At 59.0% G+C, this 16,108-nt stretch carries 17 protein-coding genes and 2 rRNA genes; 12 read left to right on the top strand and 7 right to left on the bottom strand.

Features of this window, described 5'->3' with window-relative positions; all coding sequences use genetic code 11:
- Nucleotides 1–20 precede the first annotated feature (20 nt).
- From C515_RS22580 to C515_RS0112135, 3 genes are all read left to right on the top strand, one after another.
- Nucleotides 21–485, top strand: coding sequence for a glutaredoxin family protein (locus tag C515_RS22580; protein ID WP_051304887.1), 465 nt, complete (start codon nucleotides 21–23; stop codon nucleotides 483–485).
- A 56-nt stretch (nucleotides 486–541) separates the two neighbouring features.
- Nucleotides 542–1,303, top strand: a complete 762-nt coding sequence (xth, locus tag C515_RS0112140) for an exodeoxyribonuclease III (protein WP_028455760.1) — start codon at nucleotides 542–544, stop codon at nucleotides 1,301–1,303.
- 117 nt (nucleotides 1,304–1,420) lie between these two features.
- Complete coding sequence (locus C515_RS0112135) at nucleotides 1,421–2,089, top strand: Crp/Fnr family transcriptional regulator (protein ID WP_028455759.1); 669 nt, start codon at nucleotides 1,421–1,423, stop codon at nucleotides 2,087–2,089.
- Nucleotides 2,090–2,157: 68 nt separating this feature from the next.
- On the opposite strand, the gene C515_RS0112130 is transcribed toward C515_RS0112135, so the two are convergent.
- On the bottom strand, nucleotides 2,158–2,796 hold the full coding sequence (locus tag C515_RS0112130) for a lytic transglycosylase domain-containing protein (RefSeq protein ID WP_028455758.1): 639 nt from the start codon (nucleotides 2,794–2,796) through the stop codon (nucleotides 2,158–2,160).
- 173 nt (nucleotides 2,797–2,969) lie between these two features.
- Entirely contained in the window at nucleotides 2,970–4,682 is a 1,713-nt protein-coding gene (locus C515_RS0112125) for a proline--tRNA ligase (protein ID WP_028455757.1), read from the bottom strand.
- 306 nt (nucleotides 4,683–4,988) lie between these two features.
- Here C515_RS0112125 and C515_RS24805 point away from each other — a divergent pair, with 306 nt between their 5' ends.
- The 5 genes from C515_RS24805 to C515_RS23120 all read left to right on the top strand — a co-directional run bounded on the left by C515_RS24805 (nucleotide 4,989) and on the right by C515_RS23120 (nucleotide 8,958).
- On the top strand, nucleotides 4,989–5,450 hold the full coding sequence (locus tag C515_RS24805) for a type IV pilin protein (protein ID WP_028455756.1): 462 nt from the start codon (nucleotides 4,989–4,991) through the stop codon (nucleotides 5,448–5,450).
- Nucleotides 5,451–5,465: 15 nt separating this feature from the next.
- Nucleotides 5,466–6,047 (top strand): prepilin-type N-terminal cleavage/methylation domain-containing protein, encoded by a 582-nt coding sequence (locus C515_RS23125; RefSeq protein ID WP_081686927.1) that lies wholly within the window; start codon nucleotides 5,466–5,468, stop codon nucleotides 6,045–6,047.
- A 4-nt stretch (nucleotides 6,048–6,051) separates the two neighbouring features.
- Entirely contained in the window at nucleotides 6,052–6,810 is a 759-nt protein-coding gene (locus C515_RS0112115) for a PilW family protein (protein WP_028455755.1), read from the top strand.
- Between the two features lie 82 nt (nucleotides 6,811–6,892).
- Nucleotides 6,893–8,182 (top strand): hypothetical protein, encoded by a 1,290-nt coding sequence (locus C515_RS0112110; protein ID WP_043649317.1) that lies wholly within the window; start codon nucleotides 6,893–6,895, stop codon nucleotides 8,180–8,182.
- Between the two features lie 14 nt (nucleotides 8,183–8,196).
- Complete coding sequence (locus C515_RS23120) at nucleotides 8,197–8,958, top strand: type IV pilus modification PilV family protein (RefSeq protein WP_158380816.1); 762 nt, start codon at nucleotides 8,197–8,199, stop codon at nucleotides 8,956–8,958.
- 46 nt (nucleotides 8,959–9,004) lie between these two features.
- On the opposite strand, the gene C515_RS0112100 is transcribed toward C515_RS23120, so the two are convergent.
- Nucleotides 9,005–9,193, bottom strand: coding sequence for a tautomerase family protein (locus C515_RS0112100; RefSeq protein WP_028455752.1), 189 nt, complete (start codon nucleotides 9,191–9,193; stop codon nucleotides 9,005–9,007).
- A gap of 125 nt (nucleotides 9,194–9,318) precedes the next feature.
- Between C515_RS0112100 and C515_RS0112095 the strand changes: the two genes are divergently transcribed.
- The gene (locus C515_RS0112095) at nucleotides 9,319–10,284 is read left to right on the top strand and encodes a PhnD/SsuA/transferrin family substrate-binding protein (RefSeq protein WP_028455751.1); all 966 of its coding nucleotides are present in this window, start codon (nucleotides 9,319–9,321) and stop codon (nucleotides 10,282–10,284) included.
- Nucleotides 10,285–10,698: 414 nt separating this feature from the next.
- Here C515_RS0112095 and C515_RS0112090 read toward each other — a convergent pair whose 3' ends face one another.
- Entirely contained in the window at nucleotides 10,699–11,478 is a 780-nt protein-coding gene (locus C515_RS0112090) for a YdcF family protein (protein WP_043649314.1), read from the bottom strand.
- A gap of 195 nt (nucleotides 11,479–11,673) precedes the next feature.
- On the opposite strand from C515_RS0112090, the gene C515_RS20810 reads away from it, so the two are divergent.
- From C515_RS20810 to C515_RS0112075, 3 genes are all read left to right on the top strand, one after another.
- The gene (locus C515_RS20810; RefSeq protein ID WP_043649312.1) at nucleotides 11,674–13,413 is read left to right on the top strand and encodes a vWA domain-containing protein; all 1,740 of its coding nucleotides are present in this window, start codon (nucleotides 11,674–11,676) and stop codon (nucleotides 13,411–13,413) included.
- A 66-nt stretch (nucleotides 13,414–13,479) separates the two neighbouring features.
- A complete protein-coding gene (locus tag C515_RS0112080; RefSeq protein WP_028455749.1) occupies nucleotides 13,480–14,046 on the top strand; it encodes a sigma-70 family RNA polymerase sigma factor in 567 nt (188 codons plus the stop codon).
- On the top strand, nucleotides 14,033–14,878 hold the full coding sequence (locus tag C515_RS0112075) for a hypothetical protein (RefSeq protein ID WP_028455748.1): 846 nt from the start codon (nucleotides 14,033–14,035) through the stop codon (nucleotides 14,876–14,878). The genes C515_RS0112080 and C515_RS0112075 overlap by 14 nt, the downstream gene beginning before the upstream one ends.
- Nucleotides 14,879–14,887: 9 nt before the next feature.
- Here the strand turns inward: C515_RS0112075 and C515_RS0112070 are convergent, their stop codons facing one another.
- The 3 genes from C515_RS0112070 to C515_RS0112060 form a co-directional block, all read right to left on the bottom strand.
- Nucleotides 14,888–15,316: a carbohydrate-binding protein gene (locus C515_RS0112070; RefSeq protein WP_028455747.1), complete on the bottom strand. Its 429-nt coding sequence runs from the start codon at nucleotides 15,314–15,316 to the stop codon at nucleotides 14,888–14,890.
- 230 nt (nucleotides 15,317–15,546) lie between these two features.
- Nucleotides 15,547–15,660, bottom strand: a 5S ribosomal RNA gene (gene rrf, locus C515_RS0112065).
- Between the two features lie 196 nt (nucleotides 15,661–15,856).
- Nucleotides 15,857–16,108: ribosomal RNA gene (locus tag C515_RS0112060) — 23S ribosomal RNA — on the bottom strand; the annotation flags it as partial.

The following is a 16,108-nucleotide window of genomic DNA, read 5'->3' as shown; positions in this document are numbered from 1 at the left end:
CTCACAGCCTCAAGCCCGCCATGCGCCAGCCTTTCCTGCCCGCCGCACTGCTCGCCATCGCCTGCCTGCCCCTGCCAGCCACCGCCGCGGTTTATCAGTGGCGCGACGCCAACGGCCAGGTGCATTACACCGACAAGCCACCGCCGGTCGACACCGTGCGCCAGCGCAAGATTCGCGACAACATCGTCGAAACGGCGAGCCGGCCGCAAAACGCCAGCGCCCCCAGCACCACCGGCAAGGTCACGCTATGGATCGCTCCAGGCTGCGGCCAGCCCTGCGAAGAAGCGCTGGCGCTTCTGGATCGGCGCAAGGTGATTTACGACGTGAAGAACATCACCAGCTCCGAAAAACTGACCATCGAATTCTTTGCCGTCACCGGCAGCATGCAAAGCCGGCCACCAGTGCTGCAAATCGGTGGTAACGTCGTGCAGAACTGGGACCCGCTGATCTGGAGCGCGGCCCTGAGTTCCGCCGGCTATCGCTAGACCAGCGCGCATTCCGTACAATCCGGCCTTTGCCCGCATGCACGCAAGGAAGCCGGATGCAACTCGCCACCTGGAATGTCAACTCCCTGAAAATCCGCCTGCCGCAAGTGCTGGACTGGCTGGCCGCCAATCCGGGCATCAGCGCCTTGTGCCTGCAGGAAACCAAGATGGACGACCCGGTGTTTCCGCAGGCCGAGATCGAGGCGGCCGGTTACCAGGTCGCCTTCGCCGGCCAGAAAACCTACAACGGTGTGGCCATCATCGCGCGTGGCGCGCTGGACGAGGTCATCATCAATATTCCCGGCTTTGCCGATGAGCAAAAACGCGTGCTCAGCGCCACGCTGGATGGCGTGCGGCTCGTCTGCGCCTATATTCCGAACGGACAGGCGCTGGATTCGGACAAATACCAGTACAAGCTCGCCTGGCTGGATGCGCTGGGCAACTGGCTGGCGCAGGAACGGGAGCGCTTCCCGCAACTGGCCCTGCTGGGCGACTACAACATCGCTCCGGAAGACCGCGACGTGCACGCGAAGTGGACCGATCCGCTACTGGTGTCACCGCCAGAGCGTGCGGCCTTCCAGCGCCTGATCGAGCTGGGCTTCTGCGATGTCTTCCGGCGCTTCGAACAGCCGGAAAAGGCCTTCAGCTGGTGGGACTACCGGGGATTTTCCTTCAAGAAAAACGCCGGTCTGCGCATTGACCACATCCTCGCAACACCGGCGCTGGCCGAGCGCTGCACCGCCTGCGTGATCGATGTCGAACCGCGCCGGCACGAGCGGCCATCCGATCACACGCCGGTGGTGGCCACCTTCGCCTGACGGGCGGTGCGCTGCGTCCTGCGGGACGCCTCGGCCGGCATGCCAGCGGAATGCCTTTCCATCACCGGGGGGCTGGGGCACAATGCCCGCTTGCCACCAGCCCTTTTCCACCCCGCCATGGATAAAGCACGACTCCTTTCCGGCAGCGCGCTCTTCTGCGACCTGAGCAGCGACGAACTGTCGCGCCTTGCCAGCCATGCCGAACCGCGCCAGATCGGCGCCCGCCAGACGATTCTCGAACAGGACAGCATCGGCCACGAAATGTACGCACTGGTGCGTGGCCGCCTGCGCGTCTTGCGCCGCCACGACGATGGCCGCGAAATCACACTGAGCCTGCTGGAGGCTGGCGATGTATTCGGCGAGGTCGCCATGCTCGATGGCGGCCCGCGCACGGCCAGCATCGAAACCCTGGAACCCTGTGAACTGCTGGTACTCCGCCGCGAGGTGGTGCTCGATTATCTGGAAAATCACCCCATGGTCATGCGCCAGGTGATTGCTGCACTGTGTCAGCGCCTGCGCACCGCCGACGAACTGGTGCAGGACACGCTGTTCCTGCCGCTGCCGCAACGGCTCGGCAAATGCCTGCGCACGCTGGCCGAACACAGTGGCAGCGCAGCGGATGGCTGGATTGCCATCGATCTCAAGTTCACCCAGCAGGAGCTCGCCAATCTGGTCGGCGCCAGTCGCGAAAGCGTGAACAAGCAGATCAACGCCTGGATCGAACAGGACAAGATGCAAATGAGCAGTGGCCACATTCGCATTCGTCAGGGCGCAGAGCTGGGATAGGTAGCGCCGTATCGCCCTGCAAGCCATCAAGAAAAAGCCCTTGAGCTTGATACCCAAGGGCTTTTTTATCAGCGCTGCGCCAGATTGCCGGGCGGCGGCGACCAGTCGAAATGGCGCTTCCAGGCCGCATAGACAAGATTGGGATACTCGGCCTTGCCCAGGCTGCCGTTATAGCGGCCCAGCGCCCGGAACAGGTCACCCTTTTCGATATCCAGATAATGCCGCAGGATGGTGCAGCCATAGCGCAGATTGGTGTTCACATCGAACAGGTTCTGTTCGGGGCTGCCGATGCTGCGCTGCCAGAAGGGCATCACCTGCATCAGTCCGCGCGCGCCCACCACGCTGATGGCATAACGGTTGAAGCCGCTCTCGACATGGATAAGCCCCAGCACCAGCTGCGGATCAAGACCGGCACGCGTGGCCTCGTAATGAATGGCGGTAAGCAGCCGGCGCCGCACGAAGCCGTCGGTATCGTCCTTGAAGCGCGGCAGCCGCCCCAGACGCACGGTCATTTCCGCCACCCACTGCTCGGCCAGCGCCGGATTGTCGAAAACCAGCTTCGGCTCCATGCGGTCGGCAATCGAGCGCTGCAGCGCGGTGCGCACATTGTCGGCCAGCGTTTCCTCGCGCTGCGCGCCAGCCTGCACCAGCGGCGACACCGCCAGCGCACAGGCAAATACCAACAGGTATCGAGCTACGGCCTTCATTTCATCTAACCCACAACGATATACCCGGCACAAGGGAAGCGTTCGCATCCAGTTTGTCATGCGGGCACAGGCCGGCATGCAGACTGCAAACACTCCCTTGCCTCTTCTGGATTTCGGCCCAGTGTGTCATCCAGGACGGGCAGGATCGCTGGAAGCCCCTGCCCATCCAGCGCTTATGCCACGACGGTCTTCACAAATGCGGCCACTTCTGTCAGGGCAATCTTCTGCACATCGCCGCCGACGCGTGCGACATACTCGACCACGCCATCGGCCAGCCCCTTGTCGCCGATGGTAACGCGATGCGGAATGCCGATCAGCTCCATGTCGGCGAACATCACGCCGGGACGCTCATTACGATCATCCAGCAGGACATCGATACCGGCCGCCTGCAATTCGGCATACAGCTGATCGGCGGCGGCCTTGACGGCCTCGCTCTTGTGATAGCCGACGCCCACGATGGCCACGGCAAAGGGCGCAATGCCCTTGGTCCAGATGATGCCGCGCTCGTCGTAATTCTGCTCGATGGCCGCGCCGACAATACGCGACACGCCAATGCCGTAGCAGCCCATTTCCATGACCTGCTGCTGGTTGTTTTCATTGACGAACACGCAGTTCATCGCTTCGGAATACTTGCTGCGCAGCTGGAAGATGTGACCAACTTCAATCCCTCGACACAATTCCAGCGTGCCCTTGCCATCCGGCGACGGATCGCCGGCCACCACGTTGCGGATGTCGGCCACCACGGCCGGCTCCGGCAGGTCGCGGCCAAAGTTTACCCCAGCCAGGTGGAATTTCGGCTTGTTGGCACCGCAGACAAAATCGCTCATCGCGGCCACGGTACGATCAGCAATCACCTTCACATTCGCGGCTACGCCGACCGGGCCGATGAACCCCGGCGGGCAGTTGAGGTGCGCGCGGATTTCTTCATCCGTGGCAAAGCGGAAGTCGCCCAGACCATCGAGCTTGCTGACCTTCACTTCGTTCAGGTTGTGGTCGCCCCGCAAGAGCGCCAGCACGAACTGCCCGTCCACGGTCATCAGCGCGCAAGCCTTCACTGTTTTTTTGATACCCACGCCCAGCAGCCTGGCGACGTCTTCGCACAGTGTCTGCTTCGGCGTATCAACATCACGCATGGCCTCCGTTGCTGCCGCACGCGGAGTGGCTGGCGCCAATGCCTCGGCCAGCTCGACGTTGGCGGCGTATTCGGAATCCGGGCAGTAAGCGAGCAGGTCTTCGCCGGCATCGGCCAGCACATGGAACTCGTGCGAACCGGAGCCGCCAATCGCACCGGTATCGGCCGCGACGGCACGGAATTTCAGGCCCAGACGCGTAAACACGCTGGAGTACGTCTTGTACATCACGTCATACGTGGCCTGCAGCGACTCGAAATTCGCGTGGAAGGAATACGCGTCCTTCATCACGAATTCACGCGCGCGCATCACGCCGAAACGCGGGCGGATCTCGTCGCGGAATTTGGTCTGGATCTGGTAGAAATTCACCGGCAACTGCTTGTAGCTGCGCAATTCGCTGCGCGCGATATCGGTGATGACTTCCTCGTGCGTCGGGCCGAAGCAGAAATCGCGCTCGTGACGGTCCTTGATCTTCAGCATCTGCGGGCCGAATACCGCCCAGCGGCCGGTTTCCTGCCACAGCTCGGCCGGCTGCACCGCCGGCATCAGCAGCTCCTGCGCACCGGCCTTGTTCATTTCCTCGCGCACCACCGCCTCGACCTTGCGCAGCACACGCAGGCCCAGCGGCATCCAGGTATACAAACCCGAGCCCAGCTTCTTGATCAGCCCGGCACGCAGCATCAGTTTGTGCGACAGGAGTTCGGCCTCGGAGGGCGCTTCTTTCAGGGTGGAGAGGTAGAGCTGGCTGGTACGCATGGCTGGATGAGGAATCGACTAAGATGACAGAATGGCCGACGATTATAGCCGCCGATCAAGGGCTTGCCCACGCCGCCATGAGTTAAACCCGACGCAAGCCACAAAGCCACACCCCCGCGTCCGCCGTCTGCATGTATCAATTTCAGGAGCAGCACCATGTCCACCCTGCACACCACTCAGACCCCAAAAAACACCGCCTGTCAGCGCTGGTCTTTTTTGACCAACAAGGATGAGACCAGCTATTGCCTGCTGTCCTACAGGCTCCTAGAATCCTCTTACTGCAAAATTAAGCACACAAGACAATACATGAAAACACTCAGCCACTCCCGCGGTTTTACCCTGATCGAGCTGATGATCGTGGTCGCCATCATCGGCATCCTCGCTGCCATCGCCATCCCGGCGTTTAGTGAGTATCTGAAGAAAAGCCGCCGCACCGATGCGCAAGCGGCCGTCTCGGCAGTACAGCAAGCCCAAGAGCGGTGGCGGGCAAATAACACTAGCTACACGAGCAGCTTCACCGATCTCTCGATTGCTGGAGGAGGTACTTGTACTGTAGGTGCTGCAACAGGGATTCTCAGCGACGAAAATTACTACTGCATGACCCTAAGTGGCAACAGTGGCACAGGTTATATCGTGACCGCCACAGCACGTGGAAAACAATCGGGCGACACCGATTGTGGCGCTCTTGTCCTCACCGTAACCAATGGCAACGCAGCCCGCAGCTCGACAAAATCAGGCGGCGGCGCCTCAGTTGGTAAATGCTGGTAAAGGTAGATTCAATTTATGAAAAGAACTGAGGGTTTCACACTAATCGAGCTAATGATCGTCGTTACAATACTTGGAATTGTTTTAGCTATTGCAATCCCCAACTTCACCGAATGGCTGCGCAGAACTCAACTAGCTGGCGCAGCAACAGAATTTGCAACAGTAATTCAAACCGCAAAAAACGAATCTCAGCGCCAGCAAAAGCGTATTTTCTTAATTGCCACCCGCACAGACGCCACAAGTTGGTTCATATTGGCTAGTAGCGATCCAGCATGCCGCGAAACAAGCAGTGATCTGGATGCAAAAAAACCTAACCAGCCATGCGACCTGAAGATTGCATACTCCCAAAATCATTCCAACACTGAATTGCTTAGCCTAGACACAGGGATAACTTCAACGGGCACATCTGACACCAGCAATCCGTTCTTCAATCCAATCGATACGTTCTTCAAACCACTGGGTGGCTCCGGCGACCAGCAGGCAACACTCCAAACAAAAGACGGAAAATATCAACTCGTTGTCAAACTATCACAGACTGGCCATACTCTGCTGTGCACCCCCACAGGTAAACCCATTTTCTCCGACTTCAAGCAATGCTAACGCCATGATAAAACAAAGCGGCCTTACCATTATCGAACTCCTTGTTGCCACAGCCATTGCTTCAATTTTATTGCTTACCGCCGCGTCAATCGGCTTCAGCAATATCAACGCTAGCAAATCCAGTATCAAATTGGGCAACCAGCAAAACAGCTCTGAAAACATGCTCGGGAGCTTAAGCAATGAACTGATGCGTGCAGGATATAACAAGAACGCAGAAGACCCGAAAGCCCCGCTGTTTCGCAAAATCTGGCTCTTCGGAGGCAGCGATGCCACTAATCGTGAATGCGTGATTTTCCGTTACGACCGCTACGATGCCAGTGGTGAAGACATATTCACCACCCCCATACCCGACCTTCCACCTGGCGATGGTAGCCTGGTCAAGGAAGAAATTCGCGGTATTCGTTTCGATAGAGCCACGCGGCAGGTGCAATTTCTAACTGCTGCAGAGAATGTTGCAGTGGCTGATTGTAATTACAGCACCATCGCAGAAAAAGCCCGCTGGTCACCAGTAAACAATGCTGAAACCATCAGGCTTGCATCGTTCAAAATTAACGTCAAGTCGTCTTTTGCCCGCGATGGCTCCGGCTGGTACGCCGAATCGGCCGAACTGTATACCAAGTCCCCGATTGACAAGAGCGTCGACATTCGCCTTTGCAATGATATCAGCCAGGCTCAGGATGCCGCAGACCTGGATGACATAGACAGCAAATGCCGCATAGCCAAGCGCACCATCGAGTTGCGCAATCGCCCCTATATTCAATAAGCACCGAGCAAATACCATGTCGCCACTACGACAGCACTCTCTCCATCGCCAGCAAGGCATTGCCGCTTTGGCTGTGACTCTCATGATTGCCATGATCGCAAGCGTTGCGGTCATTTATGCCAATCGCAGCGGCCAGGCTTTTCAGGCCAATTCGGTGAGCGCCTACCAGCATGCCATGGCGCAACAGGCGGCGGAAACCGGCTTGACCAACTTCGTTCGCAGAGTAGAACTGGACATAGTCGCCATGGATGGAGGTGCAGCAGCGGGAACCATTCTGGCCAAAGCGGCCCCATCTGGCGGCGCAGCTGCTTGCGTCCCCAACACCAGCATCTTTCCTTATGAATTCACGGGAACCTACTCGGCAAGCAAAACCAGTTTTGATGCCGGTAAATACTATACGGGTGCAGTAACTCTTCTTGCGAAGCCCGCAGAGGTTCCGACCTCTACGTCAATCGACCCCAAGTTGGCATGGCGCGTCAAGGGACGAATCGACGGCAGCTATCTGCACATCACTGCAGAAGGCTGCGCCGGCAACACGCAAACCGGTCATGACATCTGCAAAGATGCAACAACCAAGGCAGTGGCGCGGCGCAGCATGAAAATTGCTGGCAAGTTTTCGGCTGGCGGCAGTGCGATTACCCTTGGAAAATATGCTGATGCTAATGCGACGCTGGATGTAACCGCCACTGCACTTACAAATTTGCCAGAATGCGCGGTCACATATGGCGAGTCATTCAACAAAATCGCTTCTGCTGATCATAAATACCGCTGTGCCGGCCAACCCGGCGGCTTTGCCTCTGGCACCCCAGGCTGTCCGCCAAGCGCAGACTCATCGCTGCAAACTGACATGTTCCAGCGTTTTTTTGGCGGCTCGGTAAAAGCTGATGTGGTTGCCTTGGCCAATAAAGTCGCCAATAGCTGCACTGGTAACCTTAACATCGCAGCCCTCCCAACGGTACGCCCTGTCGCCACTGGAAAAAGCCCGATCATCGTTATCAACGGTGACCTGAATAGCTGCAATATCGTTAACGGGCCTGCCAACGCCATTTACATCCATCAGGGCAATGTCAACGGCTCCGTTAATGTCATGTCTGGCGGTTTTTTCTATACAAACAATGTTTTACAGAATGGGGCTATTTACATTGTTGATGGGATGCTTGCCGTTGAAGGCGTTTGGGATAGCGCAACTGGTGCAGCAAGCACCAACACACCAGGAAGCAACGACAAAAGTGACGCAACATCGGGCACTGCAGATGCGACGAATCATGCTGCATTTGGCGCACTCACTATCGTCTATAAAAATGGCATCAACTTCAACCCAGAGCTTCCCAATAGCAGTGGTAGCAACAACGGCTCTTGGATTGACTTTTAATGAGGGCGCCAATAATGAAAAAAATGCAGGGCTTCAGCCTTATTGAAATTCTGGTAACAGTGCTCATTTTGAGCATTGTAGCGGTCGCTTTAGCTCGCTATAGCGCGGTCAGCAGCCAGGGAATCAACAATGCGGCAGAGCGCAATGATGCCAAAAAAATTGCTGAAAGCATCATGGATGCGATTCGCCAACGCTTATACAGTAAATCGCCACTGGATAACGACCCAGCATTAGCGAATATCGATCTTGCGGGCATTACCATCAACAGCTCAACCTACAAGGGCTCTGTTATTGGCAAGACCAATACGTTTAATGTCGAGGTCAAATTTGGTGGAACGGTAGACGCTTGGACAGGAACCAATGCGGGAAATACTCCCACGCAAGTCTGGATTTTCTGGACGAACCAGCTAAACCAGCAGCAAAATGTGGTGCTTAATAGCACTATTTACTACCCGGCCAGTCTTAGTGATTCAGATCGGCCGGCCCCTTCCCGACCCAATCAGATTTGTAAATGGGATAATAGCCCAGCTACATATCCCCAAGGAACTTGGATTGTCGAAGAAGGCAATAATGGCGGACGAGGACCCGCTGGCAGTGGCTTTGAGCACGTTTATTATTGCGGCAAAAGCGCAGGCTGCCCCAAAGACAGTAGCAATCAACCAAGCCAGCGAGCAGAAGTCTGGACGTATGCGGGGAAACTCCCTTACAGTACTGGTGATGTACGCAACGGTGGAGCCTGCAACCCACCCAACCCTGATGGCAGTCCAAGATCTTGATTTATCAGATTTATCTGAAAAATGCCCCGATTGACCGGGGCATTTTTCACTCCAACTCATCCAGCAACACCCCACCCCAGCCCCAGTTTTCCTCCCTGGTTTCCTCGATATTCACAATCACGTACTCGCGCGGCTTGCCGGCCACGCGCGCCATGGTTGCGGTAAATTCATCAACGATCTGCTGCTTCTGCTCGCGGCTGAGGGTGCCTGCGAGGCGCAGGTGGATATAGGGCATGGTGATTTTTCCGTTCGGGCAGCCGTTCTGGCCGCACGGGCCAGAAGACTGCATATTGTTTTCACGCGCACGTAATACGGCGCCGCTATGCTTCGCCGCGACTGAACTGCTGCGAGGACTTGCCGATGCTACGCCTGCTGACCGCCATTTTGCTAGCCCTGCCGCCTGCCCTGGCGCAGGCCGACGTCGTTTTCGGCTTTGTGGCGCCGCGCGGCATCGAGCAGGGCCTGGAAGACTGGCAACCGATTGCCGACGACATGAGCCGCGTACTGGGCCAGCGCGTGCGCCTGCTGGCCGCGCGCGATGAAAAGGAACTGAGCGAGCGCTTTGCCCGCAACGAAATCCAGATTGCGCGCGCCAGCTCGCAGGCGGCGCTGGACATGGTCGAACACGGGAAAGGCGAAGTGTTTTCCCGCCTTGTGCTCACCGGCGGCAAGAGCGAATACCGCGCGCTGCTGCTGAGCCGCAAGGGCACCCTGCCCACGCTGGATGCCGTACTCGCGCAACCGAAAAAACTGCGCTATGCCAGCGGGCACAGCGGCAATACCGCCAGCTACCTCATTCCGCAATACCTGGCCTTCGCCAAGGGCAATGTGCTGGCCGAGCAGCATTTCAAAACCGTGCAATACGGCAACAGCCTGGACAATTTCCGGGCGCTGGCCGACGGCAGGGTTGACGTGGCGGCACTGAGCAATGACGAATTGCTCAAGCTGCAGGAACGCTTCCCGCGTGACGCGGAAAAACTGCAGGTCATCTGGCAATCAACACCGTTTGCCTACGATCCGCTGCTGCTGCGCCGCGACCTGCCTGCCGCACAACGCCAGAAGATCACCAGCTTTTTTGCCCAGTACGGCAAGGTGGGCCCCAATGCCACTCGCGAGCAGGAAAAACTGTACTACGCCGATCAGCTGGCGGGATTTCTGCCCTCGAGCAACCGCCAGCTGCGCGAAGTCACCGACCTGCAGCTGTTTCATGCCCTGTTCCGTCTGACCCTGAACAACCAGCTTGCCGGCGACGCCCGCAAGAACCAGGAACGCGCCTTGTATCGTCGCTATGACCAGCTGGTTGGCATTCTTGGAGGTGCGTACTGAAAAGAACACGACACACTGTTTTATCCTGACACGTACTTGTTCGGGCCGCATTTGCGGCCCGTTTTTTTTTTGGCTATGCACCAGAACTTTGTTGTGGTCTTGAATTTGCCATTCCGGCGCAGGCCGGAATCCAGTGGTTCCGGTTAAAAATGCAGTCTGGATACCGGTTTTGACCGTAGGGAATCTCCGTGGGACGCCGGTGTGACGAAGTGGTTGCTCATGTTTCTGTGACACAACATGGTTCTGGGCCATAACTTTTTTTGCCGCTTGCCCCAAGCCCACCACCCGGCTCGCCCGAGCCTGCCGGCATACCCACACAAGGATATCTCCGTACCCAATTGGCAAAAATGGCTGCAGCCCCATACCCAGCCACAACACGAAGTCATGGCGTTTGTGCAAGCCCCCCCTAGACGTTCACAACTCCCCCAGCAGCCAGGAGCTGAGCCAGGCCAGATATTCCCTCAGCCAAGCGTTGTAACGCACGGGCAGCGGCGTGGGTGCACCGATGGCCGCCACCTCGCCATAGCCTGCCGCGCGCGCGATGCGCTGCGCCCGCAGCACATGGAAATCGCTGGTCACCAGCCAGACCGGCTGCTGGCTCACCAGCACGCCAGCCGACTGCAGGACCCGGGCACTATAAAGCAGGTTTTCCTCGGTGCTGGTGCTGCGGTCCTCCTGGCGGATGCGCGCGGCCGCGACACCGTGGCGCAGCAGATAAGCCTGCATGGCCTCGGCCTCGCTGATTTCCTCGCTCCAGCCCTGCCCGCCCGAGACGATCAGCAGGCTGTGGGGATGCTGCTGCGCCAGCTGCCTGGCACGGTCAAGGCGGGCGCGCAACAGTGGCGCCGGTTCCCGCCCTTCCAGCCCGGAACCAAGCACCACGATGGCCAGGGGAGCCGGTGTGGCCGGCTCGCTGCCGCCGTGCCGGGCCAGCTGCAGCATGAATGCCAGCAGTCCCGCCAGCCAGACGGCGAACAGCAAAAGAACCAAACGCCAGCACCAGCGCCGCCAGCGTGCTTGCGCAAGCCAGCCCTGCCAGCGCCGCCGAAACAGCAGCCACGCCGCCAGTCCGACACCCAGTCCCAGCGGCAACAAGGTGCCGGCATTGACCTTGCCCAGCACCATCCAGACCGCGCCATTGAGCATCAGCAAAACGGCCAGCATGGCGGTCAGGATGTTCAGCATTCGCAACATTGGCACCCTGCCCATTCACCGTTCATTCGATCAGCCCACATATACACCACCATGTACCAACCTCCAAACCAATACAAAAAAAGGCTACAGACACATACCCATCGCAAAACAATTCGGTACATTTTCTTGCCTGCTTTTAACCCGCTTTCGGCCGACGCTGCGTTTAATCAGCACCCGCAACGCAAGGAGCCCATCATGAACACCTTTACCCGCCTGTCTGCCCTGCTCGTCCTGTCGCTCGCCGCCTGCTCGGTGAGCAAGAAAGAAGCGCCCCCCATGGAAGCCGATACCGCTAAGGAGCAAGGTCGCGGCAAACCGCAACCGGCCCAGGAACGCCAAACCGCCGCGGAAAGCAAAACGGTGACCACCGGCCTCAAGGGCATGCAGGACAGCACGGCCCCCGCCACCACCGCCGCCGTCCCGCTGGCCAAACGCAGCGCCGAACTGCTCGCACGCCCGGCTCCGGCGCCGGTTTATCATTACCCGCCGCAGGACGAAAACCGCGAGAATTATGCCAAGGTCAACGAACAGCCGGTGAAGGATACACGCCAGGAGCCGGTGTCGACCTTCAGCATCGATGTCGACACCGCCAGCTACGCCAATGTGCGGCGCCTGCTCAAGAGCGGCCAGCTGCCGCCGCAGGATGCCGTGCGCGTCGAGGAGCTGCTCAACTATTTCCCCTACGATTATCCGCGCAGCAACAGCAGCCACCCTTTCACCGTCAGCACCGAAATCGCCCCGGCGCCGTGGGGACGCGACAAGCAGCTGATCCGCATCGGCATCAAGGCGCAGGAAGTGCGCCCGGCGGCGATGCCGGCGGCCAATCTGGTGTTTCTGGTCGATGTATCGGGATCGATGAATAGCCCAGCCAAGTTGCCGCTGCTGCAAGCGTCGCTGAAGTTGCTGGTTGATCGCCTGCGCCCGCAGGACCGCGTGTCGCTGGTGATCTATGCCTCGGGCACCGGTGTAATCCTCGAGCCGACCAGCGACCGTGAGCGCATCCGCATGGCGATTAGCCAGCTGCGCGCCGGCGGTTCGACGGCCGGTGAAGCCGGCATCAAGCTCGCCTACCAGATGGCGCGCCAGGCCTATATTCCTGGCGGCATCAACCGCATCCTGCTGGCCACCGATGGTGATTTCAACGTTGGCATCAGCAATATCGACCAGCTCAAGCAACTGGTCGAGCGCGAGCGCGAGGCCGGCATTTCGCTGACCACACTGGGCTTTGGCACCGGCAACTACAACGACGCACTGATGGAACAGATCGCCGACATTGGCAACGGCAATCATCATTACATCGATACGCTCAACGAAGGGCAGAAGGTACTGGTCGAGGAAATGACCTCGACGCTGGCTACCGTCGCCAAGGACGTGAAGATCCAGGTCGAGTTCAATCCGGAACAGGTCAGCGAATACCGGCTGATCGGCTACGACAACCGCATGCTGCGCCGCGAGGACTTCAGCAACGACAAGATCGACGCGGGCGAAATCGGTGCTGGCCACACCGTCACCGCGCTTTACGAGGTCACGTTCACTGGTCATGCCGGCTATCTCGAACCGTCACGCTACGCCAAACCGAAGGCGGGCAAGAGCAAGGGCCTGGCCCGCAACGATGAGCTGGCCTTCCTGCGCCTGCGCTACAAGCAGCCGGAAGGCAGCCAGAGCACCCTGCTGGAAGTGCCGCTGACCCGCAACCAGGTGAAACCAAGCTTTGCCCAGGCCAGCCAGGAATTCCGCTTTGCCACGGCCGTCGCCGGCTTTGGCGAACTGCTGCGCGGCGGCAAATATCTGCCGGGCATGGACTATGCAGGGGTGCAGCGGATTGCCAGCTCGGCGCGCGGCGCCGACCCCTTCGGCTATCGCGGCGAATTTGTACAGCTCGTGCAACTGGCCGGCAGCCTGACGCCCGGCGCCCCCGCCGACACACAGGAATGACACAGCTAGACGGACTCGGCACGCAGCAGACTGGCAGGCCGCACGCCCAGCCATTACAGTCAGGCCATGCACAATACCGGCGCAAGCGATGAAACCCTGATGCTGAGCTGGTGCCGGGACAACCGGCACCAGGCCTTTGTCGAGCTGTATGAACGACATCGCGCACGCCTGCTGCGCTTTCTGGTGCATCAAACCGGCAATGCCAGTGCTGGCGAGGAAGTGTTTCAGGAGGTTTGGCTGACACTGATACGCCAGCGCGAGCACTATCAGCCACTGGCGCGCTTCAGCACCTTCCTGCTTGGCATCGCACATAGCCGGCTGGTGGACTGGTTCAGGCGCAATGCACGCCATCGCTGGGATACCGACCTGGACTGTGCCGCCGAGCTCCCCGCACATTGCCCTTTGCCCGAGGATGTCAGCGGCAATCGGCAGCTGCAGGCGGCACTCCTGGCCTGCCTGCGCGCGTTGCCACCCGAACAGCGCGAAGCCTTTCTGCTGAAGGAAGAACATGGCCTGGGTCTGGCAGAGATTGCTGCCTCGACTGATAGCGCCGCAGAAACCGTCAAGAGCCGCATCCGTTATGCCTTGCGCAAACTGCGCGATTGCCTGGGGAACCAGCATGACCACGCATGAAGAGGGCGATGTCCCCGCCGACCCGGAGATTTCCGCGCTGTATCACAGCCTGCCTGCGCTGGCCCCCGGCAAGGCGAGCGAAGCGCGCATTTTGGCTGCCGCATTGGCTGCTACAGCAAAATCAAAGCGTCGCAACAGACTAAATCGCGCCAGGCAAGCGCTCTCGTGGCTGATCCATCCCCAGCAGCTGGGCATTGCAGCCAGCGTGCTGGTCATCGGCTTTCTGGGCCTGCTTGCGGTGCAGCGACCGTTACCGCACCAGAAAAACGAAGCGCCTGTCGAGGAACAAACGCCGCCCGCAGCACAGGAAGCAGCGCAGAGCGCCCCCGCAGTCAAGCCAATTGGGCAGAGCAGCAGCGATGACGTACCCAGGCCTCCGCAGGCACCAGCTGCGCAGCCCCCCCAGCCTCGCAGCCCAGAGGACGCACACACAACAGTTGCTCATCGGGCAGCCGATGCGCAACGACATTCTTCGAAAGTGCAGGACACGGGCTTGCAGGCATTGCCAGAGGAGGCGCCGGCTGAAGTGGCTGTTGAGCCTGCAGCACCAGCGCCGCGCCTTGGCGCCAAAGCTGAACGCAAAGCGGCAGCACCCGCAGTGCAGGCCGATGCGGTCTTGCCCAATGCCTCGACAGAAGCAGACGCGGCAAAAAACATCACCCAACCGGCCCCAGTGTTGATTGAAGCCATCCGCCGGGCTCTGGCCAAAGGCGATGAAACAGAGGCGCGCCGGTTGTATGGCACGCTGCAAACCCACTACCCGCGGGTGGAACTACCCGGCGATCTGCGCAGGCATTTCCACGCAAGCGGGGCAGCTTCGGCGGCAGAATGAGTGGGGGTGCTATTTTCCCAAAGCCGGTCTTGGCGAGATGCCGGGACGATCAGCCGGCACATACTCCCACAGACTGGCAGCCTGCTCGGGATTCCAGCCAGCACCGGGCTGGGCATCATGCTCCTGGCGGGCGACATACACTTTGCCACGATAGCTGACCCGATCGCCGCGGCGGTAATGTCGTCCCTCCCGCCAGGCCGAACCGCCCGCAGCGGCATGTTGCGGGGCCAATTGCCAGAGACTGGGAGCCTGTGCGGGTGTCCAGCCAGCCCCTTTTACCGCCTCATGACCCTGAATGGCAACATACTCCCGCCCGTCAAAGAAGACCCGGTCGCCTTGCCGGTAGACCACACCTTCCCGCCAGCTACCCGCGGCCATGACCACGCCAGTCACACCCAGCAATAAGCCCATCACCTGCAGCCTGATCGATGCCATCATTTCTACCTGCTTTGATTCAAAAGAGTGTGCAGAAATAACACAGATTAGCTGAACGGACACTGACTTATCGGGCACAGCTTAAGTATCAGGCGGCAAGTCAACACAGTATTGGTCGGCAGGGCATTACCCAAGCAAGTATGAGCCAAACCCTCGCTGAGCCTACCCCGCGCATCCCGCGCGCATAAAGCAAAAGCCCCGATCTCTTTCGAAACCGGGGCTTTTCATGGGGAGTCTGGCGATGTCCTACTTTCACACAGGCAATCTGCACTATCATCGGCGCTGAGGCGTTTCACCGTCCTGTTCGGGATGGGAAGGGGTGGGACCACCTCGCTAAGGTCACCAGACATTAACTTGTCAGGAGTGAGGTGTGAGGGGTGAGGTGTACAACACGCTCATTCTCAGCACAGCACTCCAAATTCGATAGAAGAAGTTAGTCATGTTTCAGTGGCAGGTGACTTTGGCTTGGCTCTTACACCTCACCCCTCACACTTCTCACCTCACACGTTGATTGTATCGCGTCGTTCACGCGTCTCAGGTTATAGGATCAAGCCGCACGGGCTATTAGTATCGGTTAGCTTAACGCATTACTGCGCTTCCACACCCGACCTATCAACGTCCTGGTCTCGAACGATCCTTTAGGGGCCTTAAAGGCCCAGGGAAGTCTCATCTTGAGGCTAGTTTCGCACTTAGATGCTTTCAGCGCTTATCTATTCCCGACTTAGCTACCCGGCAATGCCACTGGCGTGACAACCGGTACACCAGAGGTCAGTCCACTCCGGTCCTCTCGTACTA

It is taken from the genome of Chitinilyticum litopenaei DSM 21440, assembly GCF_000428145.1.
GTDB lineage: Bacteria > Pseudomonadota > Gammaproteobacteria > Burkholderiales > Chitinibacteraceae > Chitinilyticum > Chitinilyticum litopenaei.
The sequence above is the reverse complement of the archived record's forward strand: the minus strand, read 5'-3'. Positions and strand labels throughout refer to the sequence as shown.

Coding starts and splice junctions, on each gene's coding strand:
- C515_RS22580 (WP_051304887.1), top strand. CDS start 21: ATGCGCCAGCCTTTCCTGCCCGCCGCACTGCTCGCCATCGCCTGCCTG.
- xth (WP_028455760.1), top strand. CDS start 542: ATGCAACTCGCCACCTGGAATGTCAACTCCCTGAAAATCCGCCTGCCG.
- C515_RS0112135 (WP_028455759.1), top strand. CDS start 1,421: ATGGATAAAGCACGACTCCTTTCCGGCAGCGCGCTCTTCTGCGACCTG.
- C515_RS0112130 (WP_028455758.1), bottom strand. CDS start 2,796: ATGAAGGCCGTAGCTCGATACCTGTTGGTATTTGCCTGTGCGCTGGCG.
- C515_RS0112125 (WP_028455757.1), bottom strand. CDS start 4,682: ATGCGTACCAGCCAGCTCTACCTCTCCACCCTGAAAGAAGCGCCCTCC.
- C515_RS24805 (WP_028455756.1), top strand. CDS start 4,989: ATGAAAACACTCAGCCACTCCCGCGGTTTTACCCTGATCGAGCTGATG.
- C515_RS23125 (WP_081686927.1), top strand. CDS start 5,466: ATGAAAAGAACTGAGGGTTTCACACTAATCGAGCTAATGATCGTCGTT.
- C515_RS0112115 (WP_028455755.1), top strand. CDS start 6,052: ATGATAAAACAAAGCGGCCTTACCATTATCGAACTCCTTGTTGCCACA.
- C515_RS0112110 (WP_043649317.1), top strand. CDS start 6,893: ATGATTGCCATGATCGCAAGCGTTGCGGTCATTTATGCCAATCGCAGC.
- C515_RS23120 (WP_158380816.1), top strand. CDS start 8,197: ATGAAAAAAATGCAGGGCTTCAGCCTTATTGAAATTCTGGTAACAGTG.
- C515_RS0112100 (WP_028455752.1), bottom strand. CDS start 9,193: ATGCCCTATATCCACCTGCGCCTCGCAGGCACCCTCAGCCGCGAGCAG.
- C515_RS0112095 (WP_028455751.1), top strand. CDS start 9,319: ATGCTACGCCTGCTGACCGCCATTTTGCTAGCCCTGCCGCCTGCCCTG.
- C515_RS0112090 (WP_043649314.1), bottom strand. CDS start 11,478: ATGTTGCGAATGCTGAACATCCTGACCGCCATGCTGGCCGTTTTGCTG.
- C515_RS20810 (WP_043649312.1), top strand. CDS start 11,674: ATGAACACCTTTACCCGCCTGTCTGCCCTGCTCGTCCTGTCGCTCGCC.
- C515_RS0112080 (WP_028455749.1), top strand. CDS start 13,480: ATGCACAATACCGGCGCAAGCGATGAAACCCTGATGCTGAGCTGGTGC.
- C515_RS0112075 (WP_028455748.1), top strand. CDS start 14,033: ATGACCACGCATGAAGAGGGCGATGTCCCCGCCGACCCGGAGATTTCC.
- C515_RS0112070 (WP_028455747.1), bottom strand. CDS start 15,316: ATGATGGCATCGATCAGGCTGCAGGTGATGGGCTTATTGCTGGGTGTG.